The sequence below is a fragment of the Pseudogemmobacter hezensis genome, from assembly GCF_013155295.1.
GTDB classification, from domain to species: domain Bacteria; phylum Pseudomonadota; class Alphaproteobacteria; order Rhodobacterales; family Rhodobacteraceae; genus Pseudogemmobacter; species Pseudogemmobacter hezensis.
The window spans coordinates 352,903-378,375 of record NZ_JABJXT010000001.1; the positions used below are offsets into that span (position 1 = coordinate 352,903).

19 protein-coding genes, 1 tRNA gene and 1 pseudogene are annotated in these 25,473 nt (G+C 65.3%); 17 read left to right on the forward strand and 4 right to left on the reverse strand.

All coding sequences use genetic code 11. The features are described 5' to 3' along the window. The first annotated feature begins 268 nt into the window (after positions 1-268). The 15 genes and pseudogenes from HOY34_RS01555 to HOY34_RS01625 all read left to right on the forward strand — a co-directional run bounded on the left by HOY34_RS01555 (position 269) and on the right by HOY34_RS01625 (position 19,273). Positions 269-2,095, forward strand: coding sequence for a heparinase II/III family protein (locus tag HOY34_RS01555; RefSeq protein WP_366926892.1), 1,827 nt, complete (start codon positions 269-271; stop codon positions 2,093-2,095). A 34-nt stretch (positions 2,096-2,129) separates the two neighbouring features. Then, the gene (gene purH / locus HOY34_RS01560) at positions 2,130-3,743 is read left to right on the forward strand and encodes a bifunctional phosphoribosylaminoimidazolecarboxamide formyltransferase/IMP cyclohydrolase (RefSeq protein ID WP_172359538.1); all 1,614 of its coding nucleotides are present in this window, start codon (positions 2,130-2,132) and stop codon (positions 3,741-3,743) included. Position 3,744: 1 nt separating this feature from the next. Continuing rightward, positions 3,745-4,239: a signal peptidase II gene (lspA, locus tag HOY34_RS01565; RefSeq protein ID WP_172359539.1), complete on the forward strand. Its 495-nt coding sequence runs from the start codon at positions 3,745-3,747 to the stop codon at positions 4,237-4,239. A gap of 106 nt (positions 4,240-4,345) precedes the next feature. Further along, positions 4,346-4,930 (forward strand): DUF3035 domain-containing protein, encoded by a 585-nt coding sequence (locus HOY34_RS01570; protein ID WP_172359540.1) that lies wholly within the window; start codon positions 4,346-4,348, stop codon positions 4,928-4,930. A 289-nt stretch (positions 4,931-5,219) separates the two neighbouring features. Continuing rightward, positions 5,220-6,527, forward strand: a pseudogene (locus tag HOY34_RS01575) (M16 family metallopeptidase); the annotation flags it as partial. A gap of 236 nt (positions 6,528-6,763) precedes the next feature. Then, on the forward strand, positions 6,764-8,101 hold the full coding sequence (locus HOY34_RS01580; RefSeq protein WP_172359542.1) for a M16 family metallopeptidase: 1,338 nt from the start codon (positions 6,764-6,766) through the stop codon (positions 8,099-8,101). A gap of 168 nt (positions 8,102-8,269) precedes the next feature. Then, positions 8,270-10,186: a DNA mismatch repair endonuclease MutL gene (gene mutL / locus HOY34_RS01585; RefSeq protein WP_172359543.1), complete on the forward strand. Its 1,917-nt coding sequence runs from the start codon at positions 8,270-8,272 to the stop codon at positions 10,184-10,186. Beyond that, positions 10,183-11,391 carry a DNA recombination protein RmuC gene (locus HOY34_RS01590; RefSeq protein ID WP_172359544.1) on the forward strand — a complete coding sequence of 403 codons (1,209 nt, stop codon included), beginning with the start codon at positions 10,183-10,185 and terminating at the stop codon, positions 11,389-11,391. Before mutL ends, HOY34_RS01590 begins: the two co-directional genes overlap by 4 nt. 124 nt (positions 11,392-11,515) lie before the next feature. Continuing rightward, on the forward strand, positions 11,516-12,403 hold the full coding sequence (locus HOY34_RS01595; protein WP_172359545.1) for a DMT family transporter: 888 nt from the start codon (positions 11,516-11,518) through the stop codon (positions 12,401-12,403). Between the two features lie 96 nt (positions 12,404-12,499). Continuing rightward, entirely contained in the window at positions 12,500-14,023 is a 1,524-nt protein-coding gene (gene gpmI, locus HOY34_RS01600; protein ID WP_172359546.1) for a 2,3-bisphosphoglycerate-independent phosphoglycerate mutase, read from the forward strand. Positions 14,024-14,029: 6 nt separating this feature from the next. Beyond that, positions 14,030-15,292 (forward strand): murein hydrolase activator EnvC family protein, encoded by a 1,263-nt coding sequence (locus HOY34_RS01605; RefSeq protein WP_172359547.1) that lies wholly within the window; start codon positions 14,030-14,032, stop codon positions 15,290-15,292. A gap of 7 nt (positions 15,293-15,299) precedes the next feature. Continuing rightward, on the forward strand, positions 15,300-16,640 hold the full coding sequence (locus HOY34_RS01610) for a S41 family peptidase (protein WP_172359548.1): 1,341 nt from the start codon (positions 15,300-15,302) through the stop codon (positions 16,638-16,640). 5 nt (positions 16,641-16,645) lie between these two features. After that, positions 16,646-17,146: an RNA pyrophosphohydrolase gene (locus HOY34_RS01615; protein ID WP_172359549.1), complete on the forward strand. Its 501-nt coding sequence runs from the start codon at positions 16,646-16,648 to the stop codon at positions 17,144-17,146. A gap of 236 nt (positions 17,147-17,382) precedes the next feature. After that, the gene (recJ, locus tag HOY34_RS01620) at positions 17,383-19,131 is read left to right on the forward strand and encodes a single-stranded-DNA-specific exonuclease RecJ (protein WP_172359550.1); all 1,749 of its coding nucleotides are present in this window, start codon (positions 17,383-17,385) and stop codon (positions 19,129-19,131) included. 67 nt (positions 19,132-19,198) lie between these two features. Continuing rightward, a tRNA-Glu gene (locus tag HOY34_RS01625) sits at positions 19,199-19,273 on the forward strand. A 372-nt stretch (positions 19,274-19,645) separates the two neighbouring features. Here HOY34_RS01625 and HOY34_RS01630 read toward each other — a convergent pair. After that, positions 19,646-21,703 (reverse strand): AsmA family protein, encoded by a 2,058-nt coding sequence (locus HOY34_RS01630; protein WP_172359551.1) that lies wholly within the window; start codon positions 21,701-21,703, stop codon positions 19,646-19,648. A 210-nt stretch (positions 21,704-21,913) separates the two neighbouring features. On the opposite strand from HOY34_RS01630, the gene rimO reads away from it, so the two are divergent. Continuing rightward, positions 21,914-23,275, forward strand: a complete 1,362-nt coding sequence (gene rimO, locus HOY34_RS01635; protein ID WP_172359552.1) for a 30S ribosomal protein S12 methylthiotransferase RimO — start codon at positions 21,914-21,916, stop codon at positions 23,273-23,275. A gap of 39 nt (positions 23,276-23,314) precedes the next feature. On the opposite strand, the gene HOY34_RS01640 is transcribed toward rimO, so the two are convergent. Then, complete coding sequence (locus tag HOY34_RS01640; protein WP_366926893.1) at positions 23,315-23,719, reverse strand: YigZ family protein; 405 nt, start codon at positions 23,717-23,719, stop codon at positions 23,315-23,317. After that, positions 23,716-24,498 (reverse strand): M48 family metallopeptidase, encoded by a 783-nt coding sequence (locus HOY34_RS01645; RefSeq protein ID WP_172359553.1) that lies wholly within the window; start codon positions 24,496-24,498, stop codon positions 23,716-23,718. Before HOY34_RS01645 ends, HOY34_RS01640 begins: the two co-directional genes overlap by 4 nt. A gap of 347 nt (positions 24,499-24,845) precedes the next feature. Here HOY34_RS01645 and HOY34_RS01650 point away from each other — a divergent pair, with 347 nt between their 5' ends. Continuing rightward, positions 24,846-25,097, forward strand: a complete 252-nt coding sequence (locus tag HOY34_RS01650; protein ID WP_172359554.1) for a DUF8831 family protein — start codon at positions 24,846-24,848, stop codon at positions 25,095-25,097. 92 nt (positions 25,098-25,189) lie between these two features. On the opposite strand, the gene HOY34_RS01655 is transcribed toward HOY34_RS01650, so the two are convergent. Next, a complete protein-coding gene (locus tag HOY34_RS01655) occupies positions 25,190-25,450 on the reverse strand; it encodes a DUF167 domain-containing protein (protein WP_172359658.1) in 261 nt (86 codons plus the stop codon). Positions 25,451-25,473 lie beyond the last annotated feature (23 nt).

The following is a 25,473-nucleotide window of genomic DNA, read 5'->3' on the forward strand; positions in this document are numbered from 1 at the left end:
CTTCTTTTTCAGGCCAACCGGGCCCCTGGCCCAGAACAGTGCCAACCCGTGACCCCGCCCAAACCCTGGCCTACACCGGGCCGACACCGGGCTGGCACCAGGCTGGGCTCAGAGCCTGTTCACAGGCTTGTAACCATCCGCGAAGAACGGGCGGCCAGTGACGTGACATGCCCCCATACTCCCGCTATCCTGGCGGCCTGTTGGGCCTGGCCGCCCCCGTGCGCCGGGCCCAATGCAAAGCAGATTGCAACCCCGGGACAGAACAGCGGTGACCACAGCAGCGACGACATCAGCGAACGGGGCCAGCCTGGCACAGTCCCGGACGGGATCGCGCCGCGAGCGGCTGGCCAACCGATATGCGGTCTGGGCCGTGCGCCATGCACAGGCCGCCGCAGGTTTCACCCGCCCGCCGGAACCGCGCTCGATCGGGCTTTATGCCCGCGGCAAGCAGATCATGGCCGGGAACATCATGCTGGCCGGGCATCTGGCCGAGGCCCCTGATACCATCATCTGGGACATCCCCCTGCCCGCCGACACGCCCGGTTTCGCCGAAGAGGCGCAGGGCTTTGGCTGGCTGGATGACCTGGCGGCGCTTGGCAATACCGCAGCCAGGCGGCGGGCGCAGCTTTGGACAGGCGAGTGGATCCGCCGCTTCGGCGAGGGCCAGAAGCTGGGGCTGCGCTCTGATCAGACAGCGGCCCTGGGCTGGAGCCCCGCGCTGACCGGCCGGCGGGTCTTGCGCTGGATCCATCACGCCGATTTCCTGCTGACCGAGCAGGATCCGCAGGCGCGCAACGCTTTCTTTACCGCCCTGGCCCGCCAGCTGGGCTTTTTGCAGCGCCGGGCACAATCCGCTGCCCCAGGCCTGCCCCGGTTCGAGGCCCTGAGCGGCCTGATCTGCGCATCTCTCGCGCTTGAGGGGGGCAGCCCGCAAACCCTGGCCCGCCTGACCCCGGCCCTTGCCGCCCTGGCCCGCGACTGTGACACGCTGATCGACCGCAGCGGCGCCATAGCCACGCGCAATGCCGAAGAGTTGCTCGAGGTTTTCACCCTGCTGGGCTGGGTTGCCCGCAGCCTGACCGAGGCGGAGCAGCCAATCCCGAATCAGCTTTCATCCGCGATTGACCGGATCGCGCCCTGCCTCAGGGCGCTGCGCCATTCCGATGGCGGACTGGCGCGTTTCCACTCCAGCGGCACCGGGGCCGAGGGGCGGCTGGATCAGGCGCTGGCGGCGTCAAAGGCCCTGCCAACGCCCGGGCATGTGACGCTTGCTATGGGCTATGCGCGGCTTTCGGCCGGGCGCTCTTCGGTGATTGTCGATGTGGCGGCCCCCCCTGGCGGGGATGGCGCCCAGACCGCCCATGCCTCGACTGCAGCGTTTGAGTTAAGCTCGGGTCGCCGCCCGCTGATCGTGAATTGCGGTCCGGGGCAGAATTTCGGCCCCGAGTGGCGGCTGGCGGCACGGGCCACCCAGTCGCATTCGGCGCTGTCGCTGACCGGATTCTCCTCTTCCCGTTTCGGGGCGGGCAGCGGCGGGCGGCTGAGTGAACGGGCCCTGACCGAGCGGGCCCATGTCTCTGACCTGCATTTCGCAGGCACCGATGGGGCCTTTGTCCGGCTCAGCCATGATGGCTGGGCGGCAAGCCATGGGCTGATCGCCACCCGCGAGCTGCACCTCTCCCCCGATGGCAGACGGCTGAGCGGCACCGATATGCTGTCGGCCACCACCTCGGACGCGCGGGCGCAGTTTGAGCGGATGGTCGAACGCTCGCCCCTTGGCGGTCTGGCCTATACGATCCGCTTTCACCTGCATCCCGATGTCGATGCCTCGCTGGATATGGGGGGGGCGGCGGTCTCTATGCAGCTGCGCTCGGGTGAGATCTGGGTCTTTCGCCATGACAGCCGCGCCGATCTGGCGCTGGCGCCCTCGGCCTGGCTGGAAAAGGGGCGGCTTGCGCCCCGCCATACGCAGCAGGTGGTGCTGACGGGCTTTGCACAGGATTATGACAGCCGTATCGGCTGGACCCTGGCCAAAGCCCAGGATACTCCGCTTGCCATCCGCGATCTGAACCGGGACGACCCGGTCCCGATCTGAACTGCCGCATCTGAACTGCCATCAGGATCCTGTCATGTCGATTTCCGCGCCCGGCTCTGCCATTCCCACCTCACCCGTGAAGATCCGCCGTGCGCTGCTCTCGGTCTCTGACAAGACCGGGCTGATCGACTTCGCCCGCGCCCTGCATGGCCATGGCGTCCAGCTTCTGTCGACCGGCGGCACCGCGAAAGCCCTGCGCGAGGCCAGCCTGCCGGTGACCGATGTGGCCGAGATCACCGGCTTTCCGGAAATGATGGATGGCCGCGTCAAAACCCTGCATCCGATGGTGCATGGCGGGCTTTTGGCGCTGCGCGACAATGCCGACCACGTCGCCGCGATGAAGGATCATCAGATCGGCGCGATTGATCTGCTGGTCGTCAACCTTTACCCCTTTGAGGAAACCGTGGCCAAAGGCGCGGATTACGCGACCTCGGTCGAGAATATCGACATTGGCGGCCCGGCGATGATCCGTGCAGCCGCGAAGAACCACGCCTTTGTCGCCGTGGTGACCGAGCCGCAGGATTACGCGGGCGTTCTTGCCGAAATCGAACAGAATGGCGGCACCAGCTATGGGTTCCGCCAGCGCCTGGCGCTGACCGCCTATGCCCGCACCGCCGCCTATGACACGGCTGTTTCCACCTGGCTTGCCGCCGCAATCGCCGAGCCTGCGCCCCTTTATCGCGGCATGGCCGGGAAACTTGCACAAACCCTGCGCTATGGTGAGAACCCGCACCAGAAAGCCGCCTTCTACCTGGACGGATCGAACCGCCCCGGCGTTGCCACCGCGAAACAGTGGCAGGGCAAGGAACTCAGCTACAACAATATCAACGATACTGACGCCGCATTCGAGCTGGTGGCCGAATTCGCGGACCAGGGCCCTGCGGTTGCCATTATCAAACATGCCAATCCCTGCGGCGTCGGCAAAGGATCCTCGCTGCTTGAGGCCTATAAGCGCGCCTATATCTGCGACACCACCTCTGCCTTTGGCGGTATCGTGGCGCTGAACCAGGAACTGGACGCCGCCACCGCCGAAGAGATCGTGAAGATCTTCACCGAGGTGGTGATCGCCCCTTCGGCCACTGACGCGGCGAAGGCGGTCTTTGCCGCGAAGAAGAACCTGCGCCTTCTGACCACCGGGGCGCTGCCCGACGCGGGCAAGGGTGTGCTCTCGTTCCGCCAGGTCGCGGGTGGCTTCCTCGTCCAGGATTCGGATGTCGACAGCGTCACGCTGGCCGATCTGAAAGTGGTGACGAAACGCGCCCCCTCGGCCCAGGAACTGGAGGATCTGTTCTTCGCCTGGAAGGTCGCCAAACACGTGAAATCCAACGCCATCGTCTATGTCAAAGACGGGGCCACCGTCGGCATCGGCGCAGGCCAGATGAGCCGCGTCGACAGCACGATGATCGGCGCCCGCAAAGCCGCCGAGATCGCCAGCGCCCTGGGCCTTGCTGAAAGCCCGGCGGTCGGCTCGGTCGCGGCCTCGGACGCCTTCTTCCCCTTTGCCGATGGGATCGAGGTGCTGGCGGGCAATGGCGTGAAAGCGGTGATCCAGCCCGGCGGCAGCATGAAAGACCAGGACGTGATCGAGGCCGCCGACCGCCTTGGCCTTGCCATGGTCTTTACCGGCCAGCGTCATTTCCGGCACTGACATGCGCAGCGCCTGGGCAACCGCACTCATCACCTTTGGCCTGGATCAGGCCTCAAAACTGGCGGTCGTCCAGGGGATGGATCTGATCAACCGCGGCGAGATCGACATCTGGCCGCCCTTCCTGACCTTCCGCATGGCCTGGAATCGCGGCATCAATTTCGGCCTTTTCGCGGGCGATGCCGAGGCCGTCCGCTGGGGAATCGTTCTGGTCTCGCTGGTGATCTCGGTCTGGGTCTGGATCTGGGTCCGGCGCTCGCGCCCGGGGCGGCTTGCGCAGATTTCCGCCGGTCTGCTGGTGGGGGGGGCGCTTGGCAATGTGATCGACCGCATCTGGTATGGGGCTGTGGCCGATTTCCTGAACATGTCATGCTGCGGATTCGAGAATCCCTATGCGTTCAACGTCGCCGATATTGCGATCTTTGCCGGTGCATTCGGATTGGTTCTCTTTACCGGAACCCCCGCCAAAACCCGCAAATCACAGGCGAAAAAGGGCTGAGGGCACGGCCCCGGGCGCGGGTTTTCACAAGACCACGTGACGGGGGCGGCCCCATAGGCTAAGAGGCTGTAAGCAAGTGACGGATCTAGTAATGCCGGGGACCAGGATGCAGGCAAAAACGCGCATGGGTGTGGTCGCGCTGACGATTGCGCTGACGCTGTCCGGCTGTGCCGCCGACAAGGGCGATGCGACCGATCTGATGCGGCTGCGCTCAAAAGGCGGGCCGGATGAGTTTGCGATCCTGCCGCCCAAGGCGCTGGAAATGCCCACCAGCCTGAACGATCTGCCCGCCCCGACACCGGGCGGCGCGAACCGCACCGACCAGCGCCCGCTTGATGATGCGGTGGTGGCGCTTGGCGGGCGTCCGGGCGCGACCGGCGGCATTCCGGCAGCGGATTCGGCGCTTTATGCCCATGCCGCCCGTCTGGGCCGTCAGGACGATATCCGCAGCCAGCTGGCCTCTGAGGATCTGGAATGGCGCCGTGACAACCGGGGCCGCATCCTGGAACGCATGTTCAGCGTGAACACCTATTACCGCGCCTATCGCAACCAGTCGCTCGATCAGCATGGCGAGCTGGATTACTGGCGTTCTCGCGGACTTTTGACCCCATCGGCCCCGCCGGAAGGCTATGATAAAAAGGCCGAAGAAAAGAAAAAAGAAAAAGAGAAGCGCGGCTTTTCTCTTTTCTGACGGCATTGCAGGCCCGGGCCCGTTTGACAAAGGCTCCGCAACAGGCCCCCTTGGACCGGCATTTCGATGATGCCAACAAGGGGGCAAAGCGGAGACCCTGGCGGCGGCAAGGGGCGCGCAGCCATCACCCGGACAGGCCCAGGCCCTGGCGGCGCGGCCTGTCACAAAGGTTCAGAAAATATGCGGGGGCCCTTCCCCGCTGCCAGACGGAGGACGCATGCGTCTTTTCACCAGAACTGCCCGCAAAGCAAAAAGGCTTGCGTGGCACCTGAGCTTTGCCACCCCTCTTATGGCCGCATTTTCTGCATTTGCCGCCCAGGCCGAGGCCGTCACCGCCTTCACGCTGGAAAACGGGCTGGATGTGGTGGTGATCGAGGATCACCGCGCCCCTGTGGTGGTGCAGATGATCTGGTATCGCGCCGGGGCCGCGGATGAACCAGCTGGCAAATCCGGCATCGCCCATTTCCTTGAACATCTGATGTTCAAGGGCACCGACAAAGTGCCCGCCGGGCAGTTCTCGGCCACGGTCGAGGCGCATGGCGGCGATGACAATGCCTTCACCTCCTGGGATTACACCGCCTATTTCCAGCGCATCAGCGCCTCAAAGCTGGAAATGGTGATGGAGATGGAAGCCGACCGGATGCGCGGCCTGAAACTCGATCCTGAAGTGGTGCTGACCGAGCGCCAGGTGATCCTGGAGGAACGCGCCCAGCGCACCGATTCGGATCCGGGCGCGCTTTTGGGCGAGCAGATGCGGGCGGCTTTGTTCATGAACCACCGCTACGGCATTCCGATCATCGGCTGGCGTCATGAGATCGCCGAGCTGACGCGCGAGGATGCGCTGGCCTGGTATGAGAAATACTATGCGCCCAACAATGCGACCCTGGTGATTGCGGGTGATGTCACCCCCGATCAAGTGAAGACCCTGGCCGAGAAATACTATGGTCCGATCGCACCATCTGAGGGCATTGCGCCCCGCATCCGCCCGCAAGAGCCGCCGCAGCTGGCCGAGCGCCGCCTGACCTATGCCGATGAGCGGGTCTCTGACCCCTATGTCTACCGCAGCTATATCGCGCCCGAGCGCAATCCGGGCGATCAGAAAACCGCCGCTGCGCTGACGATCCTGGCCGAGCTGCTGGGCGGCAATGGCCAGACCGCCATCCTGCCGCGTGCGTTGCAGTTTGACAGCCAGATCGCGGTCTGGTCCTCGGCCTTTTATGACGGAACCGCGCTGGATGACGGGACATTCGGGCTTTATGTGGTGCCCGCGCCCGGGGTCAGCCTGGCCGAGGCCGAGGCGGCGATGGATGCGGCGATTGCCAAATTCCTGCTCGATGGCCCTGATCCTGAGGCCTTCCAGCGCATCAAGACCCAGGTTCGCGCCTCGGATATCTATGCCAAAGACGATGCGATGGGGCTGGCCAAACTTTACGGCGAAGAGCTGTCGGTTGGCCTGGGGCTGATTGACATCCAAAGCTATTCGGCGGTGCTGGATGCGGTCACAATCGAGGATGTGATGCAGGCCGCCCGTGAGGTTCTGCTGCGCAACAATGCGGTGACCGGCTGGCTGGAACGCCCGCCAGAGCCAGAGCCGGAGGCCGGAACAGACGCGCCGAAGAAGATGGATCAGTTCATCGTCACGCCGCTGACAGGCGAGACGCCCGCCGACACCGGGACAGAGCCCCCCGCCGACAGCCCAGCCACCGACAGCCCGGCTACCGACACCCCGGCCGGGACAACGGATGAGGCGACGGCCGGGCCTCAGGATGGGACCGCTGGCGAAACTACCACCGGCACCCTCCCCGGCACTCCCCCCGATCAGGAGGCTGCACAATGATCCTGCGCGCTTTTGTGACTGCCGTGGCCTTTGCCCTGCCCTCGCTGGTTGCAGGCCTGGCCCCAGGTCTGGCTTTGGCCGATATTGCGATCAAAGAGGTCAAAAGCCCGGGCGGCCTGACGGCCTGGCTGGTCGAGGATCACAATATCCCCTTCACCGCACTGGAGATCCGCTTTCGCGGCGGCACCTCGCTGGATGATCCGGCAAAGCGTGGCGCAATCAACCTGATGGCGGGCCTGATCGAAGAGGGCGCGGGCGAGTTGGACAGCAAGGGCTTTGCCGAGGCCCGTGACGGGCTGGCGGCCTCTTATTCCTTTGCGGCCTCATCGGATTCGGTCTCGGTTTCGGCGCGGTTTCTGACGGAAAATCGCGATCAGGCGGTGGATCTGCTGGCGCTGGCGCTGAACAAGCCGCGCTTTGACGAAGATGCGGTGGCGCGAGTGCGTGAACAGGTGCTTTCCGGCCTGCGCTCGGACGAGCGCAATCCGACCTCGATTGCCTCACGGGTGTTTGACGGTCTGGCTTACGGCGATCACCCCTATGCCTATAGCGGGCGCGGCAGCCTCGATTCGGTCGCAGCACTGACCCGCGATGATGTGGTCGCGGCCTGGAAAGCCGCCCTGGCGCGTGACCGGGTCTATATTTCCGCCGCCGGCGATATCACCAGCGAAGAGCTGGGCCTGGTGATCGACCGCATTCTGGGCGGTCTGCCCGAAAGCGGCGCCCCCCTGCCCCAAACCGCGCCCTGGCTTTTGACGCCCGGCGTCAGCGTGGTCGATTTCCCCTCGCCGCAGTCGGTGGTGGTGTTCGGGCAATCGGGCATCTCGCAGGATGATCCGGATTTCTTCGCCGCCTATATCCTTAATGAGGTGATGGGGGGCGGGCGTTTCTCGGCGCGGCTGATGACCGAGGTGCGCGATCGGCGTGGGCTGACCTATGGGATCGGCTCTTACCTGGTGGGGATGGACCATTCCGACAGCTATCTGGGGCAATTCCAGGCCTCAAATGACAAGGTGGCCGAGGCGATTTCGGTGATCCGCGCCGAATGGGCAAAGATCGCAGCCGAAGGGATTTCCGAGAAAGAACTGACGGATGCGAAAACCTATCTGACCGGGGCCTATCCGCTGCGCTTTGACGGCAATGCGCCGATTGCCTCGCTGCTGGTGGGGATGCAGATGCAGGGGATGGCGATTGACTACCCCAACAGCCGCAATGCCCGGGTTGAGGCGGTGACCATGGCCGATGTGAAACGGGTGGCGGCGCGGCTTTACCAGCCAGAGGCTTTGCGCTTCGTCGTGGTGGGCCGCCCGGAGGGCGTTGATGCGACACCCTGAGGGCCTGCACCGCTTTGCCAGTGGCCAGACCTGCGCCAATGGCAAGGCCTGCGCCAGTGACAGAACGCCGGGGAGGGCAACCCTCCCCGGACCCCTCCCCGCCACGGCACGGATCTCGCCGGGCTTTCCCCTTTTCTGATCGAGGGCTGGCTGCTAGATATTGCAGCCATGACGCATCATTCCCCCAGGATATCAGGGCCCGAGGGCCTGCCGGTCATTCGCCAGCTGGATGAGGCGGCGATCAACCGCATCGCCGCAGGCGAGGTGGTCGAGCGCCCTGCTTCGGCGGTGAAAGAGCTGGTCGAGAATGCGATTGACGCAGGCGCCGGCCGGATCCGCATTGACTACACCGATGGTGGCAAGACGCTGATCCGGGTCACCGATGACGGCTGCGGGATGACAGCCGCAGATCTGCCGCTGGCATTAAGCCGCCACGCAACCTCAAAAATCGACGGCAGCGACCTGTTGAACATCCGCTCTTTCGGCTTTCGCGGTGAGGCCCTGCCCTCGCTGGGTGCGGTGGGGCGGCTGGTGATCACCTCGCGGGTGGCGGGCGGTGAGGCGGCGCAGATCAGCTGCACGGCTGGGCGGATCGACGGGCCGCGCCCGGCGGCGCTGAGCGGCGGCACCGTCGTTGAGCTGCGCGATCTGTTCCACGCGACGCCTGCGCGGCTGAAGTTCATGCGTACCGACCGGGCCGAGGCCCAGGCCATTCATGATGTGGTGCGAAAGCTGGCCATGGCCGAGCCTGCGATTGGCTTTACCCTCAATGAAGTCGGGCCGGATGGGGCGCGGGTGATCCTGCGGCTGGACCCGGAAAGCGGCGATCTGTTTGACGCGCTGCATGGGCGGCTGACGCGGATCCTGGGCGCGGATTTCACCGCCAATGCGGTGGCGATTGATGCGGCCCGTGACGGGCTTTCGCTGCTGGGCTATGCGGCGCTGCCGACCTATTCGCGCGGCTCCTCAACCCAGCAATATCTTTTCGTCAATGGCCGCCCGGTCAGTGACCGGCTGCTATACGGCGCGCTGCGGGTGGCCTATTTCGACGTGCTTTCGCGTGACCGCCATCCGGCGGCGGTGCTGAACCTGATCGTCGATCCCGAGCGGGTCGATGTGAACGTCCATCCCGCCAAATCCGAGGTGCGCTTTCGCGAGCCCGAGGCCGCCCGCTCGCTGATCATCACCGCGATCCGCGCGGCGCTAAGCGGGGCGGGGCACCGCGCCTCGACCACGGTCGGGGCGGCGACGCTGGAGGCCTTTCGCCCCGGGCATGAGCTGGGGGCGCAGCCCGCCCCCCCGACTGCACAAAGCTGGCCCGGCTACACGCCGCCGCCGCGCCCCTCACAGTCAAGCCTCGCGGGCGCATTCGCCTTTCAGGCCCCGGCTTTCGCCGCCCCCACACCAGCCGCCGCGGCCCCTGGCTTTGCCGAGGCCGCAGGCGGGCCTGCCCCCTCTGCCCTGCCCGAGGCGGCCCTGCCCGAGGCCGCCCCCCAGACCGAGGCCTTCCCGCTTGGTGCCGCCCGCGCCCAGCTGCATGAGAACTGGATCATCGCCCAGACCGGCGACGGCATTGTGATCGTCGATCAGCATGCCGCCCATGAGCGCCTGGTCTATGAGCGGCTGAAGGCGCAGATGGCCACCCGCCAGATCCCGCGCCAGGTGCTGCTGATCCCGGAAATCGTCACCCTCTCGCTGCCCGATGCCAGCCTGATCCTCTCGGCGGCAGAAAGCCTGGCAGAGGCCGGCCTGGTGATCGAACCCTTTGGCGGTACCGCAATCTCCATCACCGAGACCCCGGCGATCCTGGGCGCGATCAACGCCAGCGCCCTGATCCGCGACATCCTGGATGAGCTGGCCGATCAGGGTGACAGCCAGCTGACACGCGGCAAGATCGACGCGGTCCTGTCCAGAATGGCCTGCCATGGCTCGGTCCGCTCTGGCCGCCAGATGCGCCCCGAAGAGATGAACGCGCTTTTGCGCGAGATGGAGGTCACGCCCAATTCCGGCCAGTGCAACCATGGCCGCCCCACCTGGGTCGAGCTGAAACTGCATGATATTGAACGGCTTTTCGGGCGCAGATGATCACGTTCTTTGGCGAGGCCTATGCCTGGAATGACCCTGAAATCCTGATCATAGCCGCCGTCACCCTGGCGGTGCTGATCTTTTTGCTTTTGATCCTGCGAGCCGCGAACCGGGCCGGAAACTCGGCCAGCCCGCTGCTCAATGAGATCGCCTGGATGAGCCACCGCGTCCAGGCCCTGGCCGAGGGGCAAGAGCGGCTTTCCGGGGGGCTCAGCCATGTCTCAGAGGCCCAGGCGCTGTCACAGGGCTCGATGCTGCGGCTGATGGAGACGCGGCTTGCCGATATGCAGCGGCAGATGAATGAGGCCCTGCAGGGCAGCTCGACCCGCACCGCGCGTTCGCTGGGCGAGCTGCATCAGCGGCTGGAAACCATCGACAAGGCCCAGGAGAAGATCGAGAAACTCTCCGGTAATGTGCTGTCTTTGCAGGATATTCTGTCGAACAAACAGACCCGCGGCGCCTTTGGCGAGATCCAGCTGAATGACATCGTCTCAAAGGCGCTGCCCAGTGACAGCTATACGATGCAGGCGGTGCTGTCGAACAACCGCCGCGCCGATTGCCTGATCCATCTGCCAAAGCCGCCCGGCCCGATCGTGATCGACGCGAAATTCCCGCTGGAGGCCTATGAGGCGCTGCGCCGCGCCACCACCCCCCGCGACCAGCATGAGGCCGCACAGGCCCTGCGCCAGTCGGTCCGCGCCCATATCCGCGCCATTTCCGAACGCTATATCATCGAGGGCGAGACCGCCGAGGGGGCGCTGATGTTCCTGCCCTCAGAGGCGGTCTATGCCGAATTGCACGCCAATTTCCCCGAGGTGATCCGCGAGGGCTTTGCCGCCCGGGTCTGGATCGTCTCGCCCACCACCTGCATGGCCACGCTGAACACCATGCGGGCGGTGCTGAAAGATGCCCGCATGCGCGAACAGGCAGGCGCGATCCGCAAAGAGCTGTCCTTGCTGTCGCAGGATGTCGAGCGGCTGGGGGGCCGGGTTCTGAACCTGGACCGTCATTTCCAGATGGCCGCAAAAGATATCGAGGAAATCCGCATCTCTTCCGACAAGGCCGGCAAACGCGCCCGCAGGCTGGACAATTTCGACTTTGAGGAACTGGCCCCGGACCCGCTGCCAGGGCCTTTGCGGCCCTTGCGGCCCGCAGATCCGCCGGGGTCTGCCGCCCTGCCCCCCGGGCCGCCGGATCAGGCTTAACCGCCGGAAAAGAGGCGCGCCCCCCGGGCCATGCGCCCCGCGCAAACCTGCCAGAATTGCCACGCCGCAGCGATTGCCGGGATCACCCCTGTTTTGTGTCATGGCCCCATGTTAGCGCTGCATCATGAGCGCGCCCCAAAACACCCGACTCGGTATCACCCTGATGATCGTCACCTCGGCGATCTTCGCCCTGCAGGACGGCATTTCCCGCCACCTGGGCGAGGCGGTGAATATCTATATGGTCGTCATGATCCGCTTTTGGTTCATGTCAGCCTTTGTGATCGCCATTGCGGCCCGTTCGGCGGGCGGAATCCGGGGGGCGGTGCAAAGCCATTACCCCTGGCTGCAGGGGCTGCGCGCCTTTCTGCTGGTGGCGGAAATCGGCGTCATGGTGGTGGCTTTCATCCATCTGGGCCTGATCGAGACCCATGCGGTTTTCGTGGTCTATCCGCTGCTGGTCACGCTGTTTTCCGGGCCGATACTGGGCGAAAAGGTCGGCTGGCGGCGCTGGCTGGCGGTGCTGGTGGGCTTTGGCGGCGTGCTGGTCATCCTAAACCCCGGCGGCGGCATATTCTCGATCTGGGCGCTGCTGCCACTGACAGCGGCGGCGATGTTCGCGCTATATGGCCTGCTGACGCGCTATGTCTCGCGCCAGGACAGCGCGGCGACCAGCTTTTTCTGGACGGGCGTTGGCGGCGCGGTCTTTACCACCCCCTTAGGTCTTTACCACTGGCAAAGCATGAGCGGCTCTGACTGGGGCCTGATGCTGGTGCTTTGCGTGGCGGCGGTGGTCAGCCACGGGCTGCTGATCAAGGCCTATGACGTGGCCGAGGCCGCCGATATCCAGCCCTTCGCCTATTTCCAGCTGCCCTTCGTCTCGATCCTGGGGCTGGTGCTGTTCCAGGAGAACCTGCGCATCAATGTGGTGATCGGCGCGGTGATCGTGGTGGCGGCGGGGCTGTTTACGCTTTGGCGGCAGCGGATGCGGGCCAAAGCCGCAAAAGCCGGGTGAAACCTGCGTGAGCGCGCGGGCTAGCGCGGTTTCAGCGGTTGCCCCGGGCCTGGGGCGGGCGTAAAACTCTGGCCAGTAATGCCTGAGAGGTCGCGCATGTCTGCTCCCAAACCCGTCGTTCTTTGTATCCTGGACGGATGGGGGATCGGGCCCGACCCGGCAACCTCGGCCCCCGCCCAGGCCAATATCCCGACCTTCCGCGCCCTGATGGCCAGCCGCCCCAATGCGACGCTGATCACCTATGGCCCCGATGTCGGCCTGCCCACCGGGCAGATGGGCAATTCAGAGGTGGGCCACACCAATATCGGCGCAGGCCGGGTGGTGGCGATGGATCTGGGCCAGATCGACCTGGCCATTGAAGATGGCTCTTTCGCCGCCGTGCCGGCGCTGCGCCAGTTCATCGCCGCGGTTGAGGCCTCTGGCGGGGTCGCGCATCTGGCGGGCCTGTGCTCGCCCGGGGGGGTGCATGCCCATCAGGCGCATCTGATCGAGGCGGCGAAGATCATCGCGGCTGAGGGCGTGAAGGTGGTGATCCATGCGATCACCGACGGGCGAGACGTGGCCCCCTCATCCGCCGCCGCCCAGATCGCCGCAATCGAGGCCGCCCTGCCCCCCGGCGCCAGCATCGTCACCGTGACCGGGCGCTATTTCGCCATGGACCGCGACAACCGCTGGGAGCGGGTGGCGACAGCCTATGAGGCCATGGTCCACGGCAAGGGCGCTGTTGCCGACAGCGCAGGCCAGGCCATCGCCCAGGCCTATGCCGCAGGTGTCACCGATGAATTCATCCCCGCCACCGTGATCGGCGATTACCCTGGCATGAAAGACGGCGACGGGCTGTTCTTCCTGAACTTCCGCGCCGACCGGGCGCGTGAGATCCTTGCCGCCATCGGCCAGCCTGATTTCGACGGCTTCGACCCCGGCCCCCGCCCGCAGCTGGTCGCCCGCCTTGGCATGGTCGATTATTCCGAGGCCCATAACGGCTATATGACCACGATGTTTCCGAAACAGGATATCGTGAACACGCTGGGCGAATGGGTGGCGAAACAGGGCAAGACCCAGTTCCGCCTGGCCGAGACCGAGAAATACCCCCATGTGACCTTCTTCCTGAACGGCGGGCGCGAAGAGCCTTTCGCAGGCGAGGACCGTTTCATGCCAAAATCGCCAAAAGTGGCGACCTATGACCTGCAGCCCGAAATGTCCGCCCCCGAGGTCACCGCGAAATTCGTGGGTGCGATCGAGGCGGGCTATGATCTGATCGTGGTGAATTACGCCAACCCCGATATGGTCGGCCATACCGGCAAGATCGAGGCAGCGGTCAAGGCCTGTGAGGCGGTCGATCAGGGGCTGACCGCTGCGCTGGCCGCGCTGGAGCGTGCGGGCGGCGCGATGGTGATCTGCGCCGATCACGGCAATTGCGATGTGATGACCGATCCGGTCACCCACCAGCCCCATACCGCCCATACGCTGAACCCGGTTCCGGTGATCCTGGTCGGCGGGCCGCGCGGTGCGCATCTGCGCCCGGGCGGCAGGCTGGCAGATCTTGCGCCGACACTGCTGGATCTGATGGGGCTGGAAAAGCCACCCGAGATGACCGGCGAAAGCCTGATCGTGATCTGAGCGCTGATGCCACCCCGCCCCCTCTCGCTTTACGGCCTGCCTCTTTGTGGCCTGCCCCTGTATGGCCTTGCGCTGGCGCTGTCTTTCGCGCCGCTGCAATCCCATAGTCAGGAGGCAGCGGCAGAGACGGCCGAGACCGCCCCGGCAGAAAACGCAGCCTCTGAGGCGCCCACCGCTGAGGGAACAGTTTCAGACCAGGCCGCCCGCGCCTCAGCCCAGCTGCGTGAGGCGGTCAGCGCGATGGAAGAGGCCAGCACGGGCCGCGCCCAGGTCGCCGCCCTGACCCAGACCGTTCGCGCCTATGAAGAGGGGCTCGCCGCCCTGCGCGAGGCACTGCGCCAGGCGGAATTGCGCGAAGAGGTGCTGAAACTGCGCTTCAACGCCAAACGCGACCGGGTGGGCCAGCTGGTCTCGGTCCTGGCGAAAATGGAACAAAGCCAGGGGCCTTTGCTGCTGTTGCACCCCTCGGGGCCCGTTGGCACCGCGCGTTCCGGGATGCTTTTGGCCGAGGTCACCCCCCTGATCCAGGCCGAGGCCGATCAGCTGCGGGCGGAACTGCAGGAACTGGCCGATCTGCGGGCGCTGCAAATCTCGGCGGGGCGGCATCTGACCGACGGGCTGGCCGCCGCCCAGGCCGCCCGCACGGCACTGTCAAAGGCGATCTCAGATCGGACCGAACTGCCCAAACGCTTTACCGAAGACCCCGGCGTGCTGCGCGGCCTGCTCGAAAGCGCCGATACGCTGGACAGTTTTGCCGCCGGCCTGATCGCCAGCTCGACCGACAGCGCCTCGCCCCGGCCCTTTGCCTCCAGCATGGGGCAGCTGCCGCTGCCGGTGGTCGGCCATATGATCCGCCGCCCCGATGAGGCCGATGCAGCCGATGTGCGCCGCCCCGGCATGACCCTGGCCACCCGGCCCCGCGCCCTGGTCACCGCGCCCTGGCCTGGCACCATCCGCTATCTCGGCCCGCTGCTCGACTACGGAAATGTGATCATCCTCGAGCTGGGCGACGGCTATCTTCTGGTTCTGGGCGGGCTGGGAACCGTTTATGGAAATGTGGGCGAAGTGGTCGCAACCGGCGCCCCTCTGGGGCTGATGGGCGGCCCTGATGGCAGCGCCCTGGCATCAGAGCCAGAGGTTCAACCGCCACTGACGAACAGCGGGGCTGGCGCAGACGCGCCGGAAACGCTTTACTTGGAACTGAGAATGGGCGCCACTGCGGTTGATCCGACCGAATGGTTCGCCGCCACCGCCTCGACAGGAGACTGAGGTCCTTATGAAGAAACTCGTGCTTGCCGCTGCGAGCGGTGCAATCGCTGGAATCGCCCTGACGGCCCAGGTCGGCCCACTGATTGCCGAACAGGCGAGCCGTGACAGCTCGGTCTATGAGCAGCTGGATCTGTTCGGAACCATCTTCGACCGCGTCCGCGCGCAATATGTCGAACCCGTTGAGACCGATAAGCTGGTCGAGGCGGCGATCAATGGCATGCTGACCTCGCTTGATCCGCATTCCTCATATCTTTCGGCGAAAGATTTTGAGGATATGCAGGTGGCAACCCGGGGCGAATTTGGTGGCCTGGGCATCGAGGTGACGCAGGAAGAGGGCTTCGTGAAGGTCATCTCGCCGATGGATGGCACCCCTGCCGACAAGGCCGGGATCCTGGCGGGCGACTACATCACCCATGTGAACGGCGAGTCGATCCTCGGGCTGACGCTGAACCAGGCCGTCGATCTGATGCGCGGCCCGGTTGGCTCGGAAATCATCATCACCGTGGCCCGCCAGGGCACCGACCAGCCCTTTGACGTCTCGATCATCCGCGAAACGATCAAGATGGACGCCGTCAAGGGCCGCACCGTCGGCAAGGCCGTCGTGCTGCGCGTGACCACCTTCAACGATCAGACCACCATCGGCGTGAAAGAGGCGCTTGCCAAAGGCATCGAAGAGCTGGGCGGCATCGACAATATCGAAGGCGTGGTGATCGACCTGAGGAACAACCCCGGCGGCCTGCTGAACGAGGCGATCTCGGTCTCGGATGCATTCCTCGATTCGGGCGAAATCGTCTCGACCCGTGGCCGCAACCCCGAGGATGGCGAGCGTTACAACGCACAGCCCGGCGATCTGGCCAAAGGAAAGCCCATCGTGGTGCTGATCAATGGCGGTTCGGCCTCGGCCTCGGAAATCGTGGCGGGCGCGCTGCAGGACCAGCATCGCGCCGTGGTCGTCGGCACCAAGAGTTTTGGCAAAGGCTCTGTCCAGTCGCTGATCCCGCTGCGTGGCGATGGCGCGATGCGCCTGACGACGGCGCGCTATTACACGCCCTCGGGCCGTTCGATCCAGACGCTGGGCATCTCGCCCGATATCGTGGTGCAACAGCCGCCCCGGGCCATGCCCTCGGCCGACACCCCGGCGGAAGAGCCGAAATCGGCCGTCAAACCCCGCACCGAGGCCGGTCTGCGCGGCGCGATCTCGAATGACTCGATGACCGAGGACGAGAAAAAGCTCTATCTCGAAGAGCAGGAAGCCGCCGAGGAAACCGCGAAACTGCGCGATGAGGATTATCAGCTGGCCTATGCGGTCGACATCCTCAAAGGCCTCAACACGCTGAAAAACGAGTAATTTCAATGAACAACGGCAAAGACCTTCCCTACCGCCCCTGTGTCGGCGTGGTTTTGGTGAACCACGACGGGCTGGTCTTTGCCGGGCAGCGCATTGATGGGGGCCGGGCAACCAGCCCCGCAGGCAAACTGGCCTGGCAAATGCCTCAGGGCGGCATTGATGAGGGCGAAAAGCCCAAAGACGCCGCCCTGCGCGAATTGTGGGAAGAGACCGGCGTTACTGCCGATCTTGTTGAAAAGATAGCGAAAACAGACGACTGGCTGACCTATGATCTGCCAGATGAGCTGATCGGCAAAGTCTGGGGCGGCAAATATCGCGGCCAGCGCCAGAAATGGTTCCTGCTGCGCTATCTGGGCGAGGACGATCAGATCAATATCGCCACCGAACACCCTGAGTTTTCGTCCTGGTGCTGGATTCGCGCGGATGAAATGGTGGCCTCGATCGTGCCGTTCAAACGTGCGGTCTATGAACAGGTCGCCCAGGCCTTCCGCGCCCATCTGGCCTGATTGCTAGCGGGCCAGATGGTTAGCGGGCCTGATGCTTATCGGATCTGACTGGGGCCCGGCCTGACTGACGCCCGGCCTGATTGCCGCCTGACCCGCTTTCAGCCCGGCCCCGCTTTCAGCCTGCCCTGCCGCCGATCTGCCCTGCCGCCGATCTGCCCTGCCGCCGATCTGCCTGCCCCGCTGGCCCTGCCGCAAATAACCTTGCACCTGGCAGCGATTTCGGCCAGCCATGTCGCATGTCAAATTCTTCAGCATTTCTTGGTATCGACAGCTCACTCACCGGGCGTCGCTGGATCGGGCCTGACGCCGCGCAAGAGCGCCTCTCTGAGGCGATGGGCCAGCAAACCCGCCTGCCGCTGCCCCTGTGCCGCATCCTGACCGCCAGGGGCGTCAGCGCCGATCAGGCCAGCGCCTTCCTGACCCCGCAGCTGCGCGACCTGCTGCCCGACCCGCACAGCCTGCGCGATATGCAAAAGGCCGCCGCCCGCTTTCTGACCGCGCTGCAGCGGCGCGAGAAGATCGCCATCTTCGCCGATTATGATGTCGATGGCGGCTCATCAGCGGCGCTTTTGTTGACCTGGCTGCGCGAGATGGGGCATCAGGCCACGCTTTACATCCCCGACCGCATTGATGAGGGCTATGGCCCGAATGTGCCCGCCATGCAGGCGCTGGCGCGCGATCACAGCCTTATCATCTGCGTCGATTGCGGCACCCTGAGCCATGAGCCGGTTGCCGCTGCAAAACCCGCCGATGTGGTCATTCTCGACCACCACCTGGGCGGCGAAACCCTGCCCGAGGCGCTGGCGGTGGTGAACCCGAACCGCCAGGATGAGGATGGCAGCCTCGCCCATCTCTGCGCCGCTGCGGTGGTCTTTCTGATGCTGGTCGAGGCGGGCCGCCAGCTGCGCGAGGCGGGCACGAAAGGCCCAGACCTCATGGCGCTGCTGGATCTGGTGGCGCTGGCCACCGTCGCCGATGTCGCGCCGCTGATCGGCGTGAACCGCGCCTTCGTGCGCCAGGGACTGAAGGTGATGGCCCGGCGCGAGCGGGTGGGCCTGCGCGCCCTTGCCGATGTCTCGCGCATGGATCAGGCCCCGACCGCCTATTCGCTGGGCTTCGTGCTGGGGCCGCGCATCAATGCCGGTGGCCGTATCGGCGCGGCGGATCTGGGCGCGCGCCTGCTGGCCACCGCAGATGAGGCCGAGGCCGCCCGCCTCGCCAAACGCCTGGACGAGCTGAACTCTGAGCGCCGCGAAATCACCGAACGCGTGCGCGAAGAGGCCCTGGCCCAGGCCGAGGCCCATGGCACCGGGGGGGCGCTGGCCTGGGCTGCGGGCGATGGCTGGCATCCCGGCGTCGTCGGTATCGTGGCCGCACGCCTGAAAGAGGCCACGGGGCGGCCTGCGGTGGTAATCGGCTTTGACGGCGACCAGGGCAAAGGCTCGGCCCGCTCGGTCGCGGGGGTCGATCTTGGCGCGGCGGTGCACCGTCTGGCCGCCGAGGGGCTTTTGGAAAAGGGTGGCGGCCATAAGATGGCGGCCGGCCTCAGCCTGACCCGCGCCATGCTGGCCCCGGCAATGGCGCGGCTGGAAGAACTGCTGGCCCGCCAGGGGGCCGGTGCCTCTGGCCCCGATGATCTGCGAATCGACAGCATCGTTTTGCCCGAGGCCGCATCCGTCGCCTTTATCGAGCAGATCGCCGCCGCCGGGCCCTTCGGTGCCTCGGCCCCTGCCCCGCGTTTCGTGATTCCCGCGGTGCCCGTGCAGGCCAGACGCATTGGAGAATCGCATCTGAAGCTGACCCTGCGCGGCGCGGGCGCGGGAATCGAAGCGATGGCCTTTGGTGCCGCCGATACGCCGATGGGCCAGGCGCTGGCCGCAGGCGGGCACCGTCTTTTCCACCTGGCGGGGCGGCTGGAGGTGAACAATTGGGGCGGAAAATCACGGGTTCAGCTGCGTCTTGATGATGCCGCGACAGCTGATTGAAGATTTTGTTATTTTTCCTCTTGCGCATCCTTTGGCACAGCATTAGACACCGCTTCACAGAAAGAGTGGCCCGTTCGTCTATCGGTTAGGACGTCAGGTTTTCAACCTGAAAAGAGGGGTTCGACTCCCCTACGGGCTGCCACTTCTGTCTGATCTCCCAGAAAAATCAGTGACTTGGAAAAACGCTTCGCAGCTGGTGCTGCAGCGGCTTTCGAAACATCTCATGCGAACCGGCCTTGGGTGTCAGGCCCTGACACCGGGCAGATCCGCTTTCGCCGCCTGCATCGCATGGCGGCTTTCTCAGCCATCAAAACCCATCATTTTATGCGCGGAACCCGGCGCTGCAGGGACCTGGTTTTTCCTCAGCCACACCCGCCCCGGCATGCCCCCCAGAATGGCCCGCCCGCCGCGACTCATCTTGCGTGGCAGGCTGCCCGGGATGCCATTTCCAGCCTGCAACCAGGCCTGGTCGATTCGCGAATCGGACAGGCCAGACAGCCTGCCCACCAGGGCCTCAGTTGCCGCCCAGCAGGCCCTCAAGCAGGCGGCCCGCCTCTTTTGACACCGCCTCACGGGCGCGGCGTTTGGCGGCATCTTCCAGGCTTTCATTCGCCCCCGCCTCAACGCCCAGTTCCGATTTCAGCTTTGCCTCAAGATCGGCTTTGGCGCGGTCTTCGGCCTCTTTGGCCTGCAGGCGCAGACGCTCTGCTGCGGCCTTTGCCTCGGCCTCCATCTTCTCGCGGGCGATGGTCTCAAGATCGAGGCGGTATTTCAGATCGGCCCAGGGCCCGGTGATCCGCAGCGGCACCATCACGCCGCCGGTTGCGGCCCCGCTGCTGTCGGTGCCCGGGAAAGCGGTCGGGCGCAGGCGCAGATCCAGATCCCGCGCCCCCAGCCCGATCCGCCCTGCACCATCTGCGGTGACATAGGGGGCGACAAGGCGCAGATCGCTGGTGGTCAGATTGCCATCTGCAATCGTGAAGGTGCCTGCGATGCCGTCAAAGACCGTCCGCTGCCCCTCGCCCACATAAGAGATGTCGAGATTGCGCAGCATCCCCGCGATATCGAGGCCCCGGATCTCGCCCTTGCCCAGCGTCAGCGTGCCATCGCCCTGCAGGCTTTGCATGATCTCATCAATCGAATTGCCAACGCCCAGGAATTTCAGCGTCATCCCGGCACGGGTGGTCAGACGGTCCCAGCCGGCCAGATCCATCATCAGCGGCCCGGAATCGAGGCCCGCCAGCACCAGGTTGCCCCCGACCGACAGGCCACCGCGGCCATTGACGACAAACTCGCCCCTGATCGCGCCGCCATAGGCCGCCAGCTCGCGCAGATCAAAGACCGCGCGCGCCCGGTCGATGGTCAGCATCAGCTGCGTCTGGCCGAATTTCACCAGGCCCAGATCAACCGCCCCCACCGCAAGGCTGAGGTTTGCATCCATCAGCCCAAGCGCCGAGACATCGATCCGCTCTTTCGGCCAGCCCGCCGCCTGCATGCCGCCACCGCTGCCGCCGGGGCGCTCTTCGCCGGCGCTTTCCCCCGAAAGGCCGCGCAGATCGAGCGTGCTGGCCCGCAGATTGCCCGAGAGTTTCGGCCGCGCCGCGCCAGGGCTGAAATCCATATCGCCAAGGATTACATTGTTGTCGGCCTCGATCTTTGCGTCACGCAGATAGGCCGCGCCTTTGGCATCCAGCACCACCTGGCCGTTAACCGTCAGCTTGCGGGCGCCAAACCCCTCAGGCGGGGGCGAGATCTGCACGCCCGCCGCCGCGCCCAGAGCCGCAAGGTCGCCAAGATCGGCCTGCAGCACCCCTTCGGCCGCCATCGGGTTCCAGCCGCCGCGCCCCTCAAAATTCACCTGCGCGGCCCCCGTCGCCATGGTCAGGCTTAAAGGCGAGACGCGGCCTTCGGCAAAGGCCTGGAAAAGCCCGCCCTGCAGCGCCAGCGTCACCTTCTGGCCATGGCTTACCCCGCTTGCCTGCAAGGTGAAGGGCCCGGTGAAATCGGGGATCGCCAGTTCGGCATTAAGATTGTCGAATGTCAGATCCTGGCCGCTGGCATGGTCGATATAGCGAAACGTGCCGCCCTCAATCAGGCCGCGCTCAAGCGTGAAGCGCGTCAGGCCGCCGCTGGCCGGGGCGGCGGCATCCGTTGCTGCAGCCGGGCTGGCAGCGGTGCTGCCTGCGGGCGTGAACTCCCAATTCGCCTCACCGGATTTGCTGCGCTCCAGCAGGATGCGGGGCCGCTGCGAGTTCAGGCCCAGCACTTTGATATCGCCACCGAAAAGTGCCGAGGCATTGACCTCGATCGTCATGCTTTCAGCGGTGAACATCGGCCCCTCGGTGACCGACCAGGGTGCATTGGCGATGGTGACGGGTCCGGTTTTGATCCCCAGAACGGGCCAGAACCGCGGCGAGATTTCGCCCTCGATACGCATGGCGCGGCCGGTGGCCTTCTCGAACTGATCCGCCGCCAGCCGGGCGATCCGCTCTGCCGGGATCATCAGCACCACCGCGATCAGCAGCACAATAACCACCATAATCGCCGCCAGGCCCCGCCAGATATAGCGCATCACCGCCTCCTGCTTTTGTTCTTCTGCTCTGGCAACGAATCTAAAAGACCAGGGGTTCCGCCGACAAGCAAGAGCACGCCGATCCCGCCGCCGAAGGCATCAAATTGCCGGGAGCGGGGTGCAGCGCAGCCCCTGCGGCCCATCAAAGCCCGGCAACGGCCCGCGTCTTTCCTCTATCGCGGCGGGCGGGAATCCCCTATATGCCCGCGCATGTCGCAAAATCCGCCCCTTATCCGCCCCGATCTTGCCCGCGCAACCGTGCCCGAAATGGCCCGCCGTGAGGGGCAGCCGACGATTGGCATGGTCTCGCTTGGCTGTCCCAAGGCGCTGGTGGATTCAGAGCGGATCCTGACCCGCCTGCGGGCCGAGGGCTATGCGATTTCGCCCGATTACAAGGGCGCGGATGCGGTGATCGTGAACACCTGCGGTTTCCTTGACAGCGCCAAGGCCGAAAGCCTTGATGCGATCGGCGAGGCTTTGCGCGAAAATGGCCGGGTGATCGTCACCGGCTGCTTAGGGGCCGAGCCCGAATATATCACCGGGGCGCATCCCAAAGTGATGGCGGTGACCGGCCCGCATCAATATGAGCAGGTGCTGGACGCCGTGCATGGCGTGGTGCCGCCCGCGCCCGATCCCTTCATCGACCTTCTGCCCGCAAGCGGCATTCGCCTGACGCCGCGCCACTTCTCTTATCTCAAGATATCAGAGGGTTGCGATCACAAATGCAAATTCTGCATCATCCCCGACATGCGCGGCAAGCTGCAGTCGCGCCCCGCCAAAGCCGTTCTGCGTGAGGCAGAAAAGCTGGTCGAGGCGGGCGTGAAGGAACTGCTGGTGATCAGCCAGGACACCTCGGCCTATGGCACCGACTGGAAGGGCCGGGATGAGAAATTCCCGATCCTGTCGCTGGCGCGGGATCTGGGCTCACTCGGGGCCTGGGTGCGGATGCATTACGTCTACCCCTACCCCCATGTGCGCGATCTGATCCCGGCGATGGCAGAGGGGCTGATCCTGCCCTATCTCGACATCCCCTTCCAGCACGCCCACCCCGAGGTGCTCAAGCGCATGGCGCGGCCTGCCGCCGCCTCGCGGACATTGGACGAAATCGCGGCCTGGCGGGCGGCCTGCCCCGATATCGTGCTGCGCTCGACCTTTATCGTCGGCTACCCCGGCGAGACAGAGGAAGAATTCCAGACCCTGCTGGACTGGATGGATGAGGCGCAGCTGGATCGCGTCGGCGCCTTCCGCTATGAAAATGTCAAAGGCGCACGTTCTGCCGCTTTGCCCGATCACGTGCCCGATGAGGTGAAAGAAGAGCGCTTCGCCCGTTTCATGGAGAAGGCCCAGGCGATATCCGAGGCGAAACTGGCAGCAAAAGTCGGCACCCGCATCGAGGTGATCGTCGATGAGGTCGACGCGGATGGCGCGACCTGCCGCACCAAAGCCGACGCGCCGGAAATCGACGGCAACCTTTTCATCGATGAGAATTTCGAGGGCCTCGCCCCCGGCGACATCGTCACCGTCGAGGTCGATGAGGCCGGTGAATACGACCTCTGGGGCCGCCAGGTCTGAGCGATATACTAGGTCTGAACGATATATCTGAGCGATATATCAGCGCCCGCGAGCGGCACTGTCAGAGGCCGCCCGTCGCGCCTCAAGCCAGGCCCGCACGCAGGCGGTGACATGGGAAAAGCGGTCGCCACCCAGATGCACGCCGCCATACCAGCGGGTGACGACGATGATGTGGTCTTTCAGCCCCTCGCGCTCCAGCATGCGCAGGATGATCGCCGCCGCGCCGCTTTCGCCGTCATCATTGCGCAAAGGCCCATCCGCCAGCGTATCCGCCGCCCAGGAATTATGCGTGGCTTTGGCGAATTTCTTGTCGCGTTTCAGCGCCGTCAGAAAGGCAAGCGCCGCTGCCTTGTCGGCCACCTGCCCGCCCGAAACCGCATAGCGCGAGCCGCGGTCACGGATCACATCGGCGACCGTAAATCCCCCACCCGGCAGATCTGTCACGGGGCAGCCTGGGATGGGGCAGCCTGGGATGGGGCAGCCTGGGATGGGGCGCTCTGCAGCCGTTTCAGCGTGGCGCGAACCACCGCAAGACGCTCGGCATTGGCGGGATGGCTGCCCATCACCCGATCCCCGGGATCCGGCAGGCGGGTGAAGAAATTCGCGCCGCGCAGCGCGTCATAGCCGCCGCGCCAGGCCATCTCGGCCCCAAGGGCATCGGCCTCAAGCTCGAACTCTTTGGAATAATGCTGGGCGGCAAGGCCTGCGCCAATCTCCTGGGCGCGTTTCAGCTCTTCCCCGGTCAGGCCCGCCGACTGGCCCAGAATGCCCACCACAATCGCCCCGGTCATCGCCTGATCCTGACGGCGCGGGATATGGCCTGCGATGTGATGCGCCGCCTCATGGCCCAGCACGAAGGCCAGTTCATCGGCGTTGCGCGACAGATCCAGCAGGCTGCGGGTGAAAACGATCACCGGGCGGCCACGATCATCCAGCGTCTGGAAAGCGTTTGCGGGCTGCGAGCGGTCCTCATCAACGGCGATCAGGAAGTTGCAATTGCCGCGCCGCAGCTGCTCGCGGCAGGTTTGGGTGACGACGGGGGTCATACGCGAGGCAACAGTCAGGATCGGGTCATTCGCAGCCAGCGGCTGCCCGGTCGAGGTCAGCACCTCCTGGCGGACCACCTGGCCGGGCGTGCCGGTCGGATAGACCGCCGGCACCACACAGCCCGACAGCGCAACCGCCGCCGCCATCAGCATGGCCAGAACGGCAGGCCGCCGCATCCGGACAGGCCGCAGCGCAGAACAAGGGGCCGGGTCAGAAACGATGAAAGGATTACAAACCATGGCGCCGGAATTTCATAAGGATCAGCAACAGCCTTACCAGCTTCCTTCCCCGAACGGAAAGGGCGTATTGGCGGCATTGTCCTCATTGTGACAGCCTGGCGGTGCCCCTCTCATTGTGCGCGCCGCTACTGTGCCCCGTCGACTGCTCTCCCGTCGACTGCTCTCCCGCCGACTGTGCCTCCGTCGACTTGTCCCTCCGTGCCGACGCCCCCACGTCAGCCGCGTGGCCTTTGAGGGTGCAAAGCCCCATTGCCGGATGCAGGGCGCTGCGCTAGCCTCGGCCCATGTTCACCATCGAGCACGAATTTGACGCAACCGTTGTCACCCTGATTGATGAGGGCGGCGATGGCATGCCGCTGGTCAGCGATGTCACCATCACCGCCTTTGAGGAATGCGTGACGGTAGAGCAGACCGATCCCGAAACCGATGAGGTTTTGCGCATCACGCTTTCAAACGCGCAGATCGCCGATCTGGCCGCCGCCCTGGATCTGCCCGAGGGCAGCTACCGGATCGAGCGCCGCCCGCCAAAGGCCTGATCCGCCCTGGCATCGCCAGCGCGCGCCCGCCCCCGATACCCTGCCCCGATCTCGGCCTGGTCGCCCAACCCTGACCGCCCAGCCCCGGCCGCTCAATCCAGCCGAAACAGCTTGTCGCGTGATTTCGCGCCCCGGACCAGCACCAGCCGCGTCTTGGCCACCCCCATCGCCTGGGCCAGCAGATCGCGGGCGGCCTGGGTGGCGCGGCCATCCTCGGGCACCACGGTCACGCTGATGCGCAGCGGCTGACCTGCCTCGCCCACATCCAGCGCCTCGCGCCGCGCATTCGGGGTTACCCGCACCGCAATCTCGGCCCCCGGCACCGCCAATGCGCTCAGATCTGGCAAAGCCATCATTCCCCCCATTCAATCCGCGC

Excerpts from the sequence above, each read along its gene's own strand:
- purH (WP_172359538.1), top strand. The coding sequence starts at position 2,130 with ATGTCGATTTCCGCGCCCGGCTCTGCCATTCCCACCTCACCCGTGAAG.
- lspA (WP_172359539.1), top strand. The coding sequence starts at position 3,745 with ATGCGCAGCGCCTGGGCAACCGCACTCATCACCTTTGGCCTGGATCAG.
- HOY34_RS01570 (WP_172359540.1), top strand. The coding sequence starts at position 4,346 with ATGCAGGCAAAAACGCGCATGGGTGTGGTCGCGCTGACGATTGCGCTG.
- HOY34_RS01580 (WP_172359542.1), top strand. The coding sequence starts at position 6,764 with ATGATCCTGCGCGCTTTTGTGACTGCCGTGGCCTTTGCCCTGCCCTCG.
- mutL (WP_172359543.1), top strand. The coding sequence starts at position 8,270 with ATGACGCATCATTCCCCCAGGATATCAGGGCCCGAGGGCCTGCCGGTC.
- HOY34_RS01590 (WP_172359544.1), top strand. The coding sequence starts at position 10,183 with ATGATCACGTTCTTTGGCGAGGCCTATGCCTGGAATGACCCTGAAATC.
- HOY34_RS01595 (WP_172359545.1), top strand. The coding sequence starts at position 11,516 with ATGAGCGCGCCCCAAAACACCCGACTCGGTATCACCCTGATGATCGTC.
- gpmI (WP_172359546.1), top strand. The coding sequence starts at position 12,500 with ATGTCTGCTCCCAAACCCGTCGTTCTTTGTATCCTGGACGGATGGGGG.
- HOY34_RS01605 (WP_172359547.1), top strand. The coding sequence starts at position 14,030 with ATGCCACCCCGCCCCCTCTCGCTTTACGGCCTGCCTCTTTGTGGCCTG.
- HOY34_RS01610 (WP_172359548.1), top strand. The coding sequence starts at position 15,300 with ATGAAGAAACTCGTGCTTGCCGCTGCGAGCGGTGCAATCGCTGGAATC.
- HOY34_RS01615 (WP_172359549.1), top strand. The coding sequence starts at position 16,646 with ATGAACAACGGCAAAGACCTTCCCTACCGCCCCTGTGTCGGCGTGGTT.
- recJ (WP_172359550.1), top strand. The coding sequence starts at position 17,383 with ATGTCAAATTCTTCAGCATTTCTTGGTATCGACAGCTCACTCACCGGG.
- HOY34_RS01630 (WP_172359551.1), bottom strand. The coding sequence starts at position 21,703 with ATGCGCTATATCTGGCGGGGCCTGGCGGCGATTATGGTGGTTATTGTG.
- rimO (WP_172359552.1), top strand. The coding sequence starts at position 21,914 with ATGTCGCAAAATCCGCCCCTTATCCGCCCCGATCTTGCCCGCGCAACC.
- HOY34_RS01645 (WP_172359553.1), bottom strand. The coding sequence starts at position 24,498 with ATGCGGCGGCCTGCCGTTCTGGCCATGCTGATGGCGGCGGCGGTTGCG.
- HOY34_RS01650 (WP_172359554.1), top strand. The coding sequence starts at position 24,846 with ATGTTCACCATCGAGCACGAATTTGACGCAACCGTTGTCACCCTGATT.
- HOY34_RS01655 (WP_172359658.1), bottom strand. The coding sequence starts at position 25,450 with ATGGCTTTGCCAGATCTGAGCGCATTGGCGGTGCCGGGGGCCGAGATT.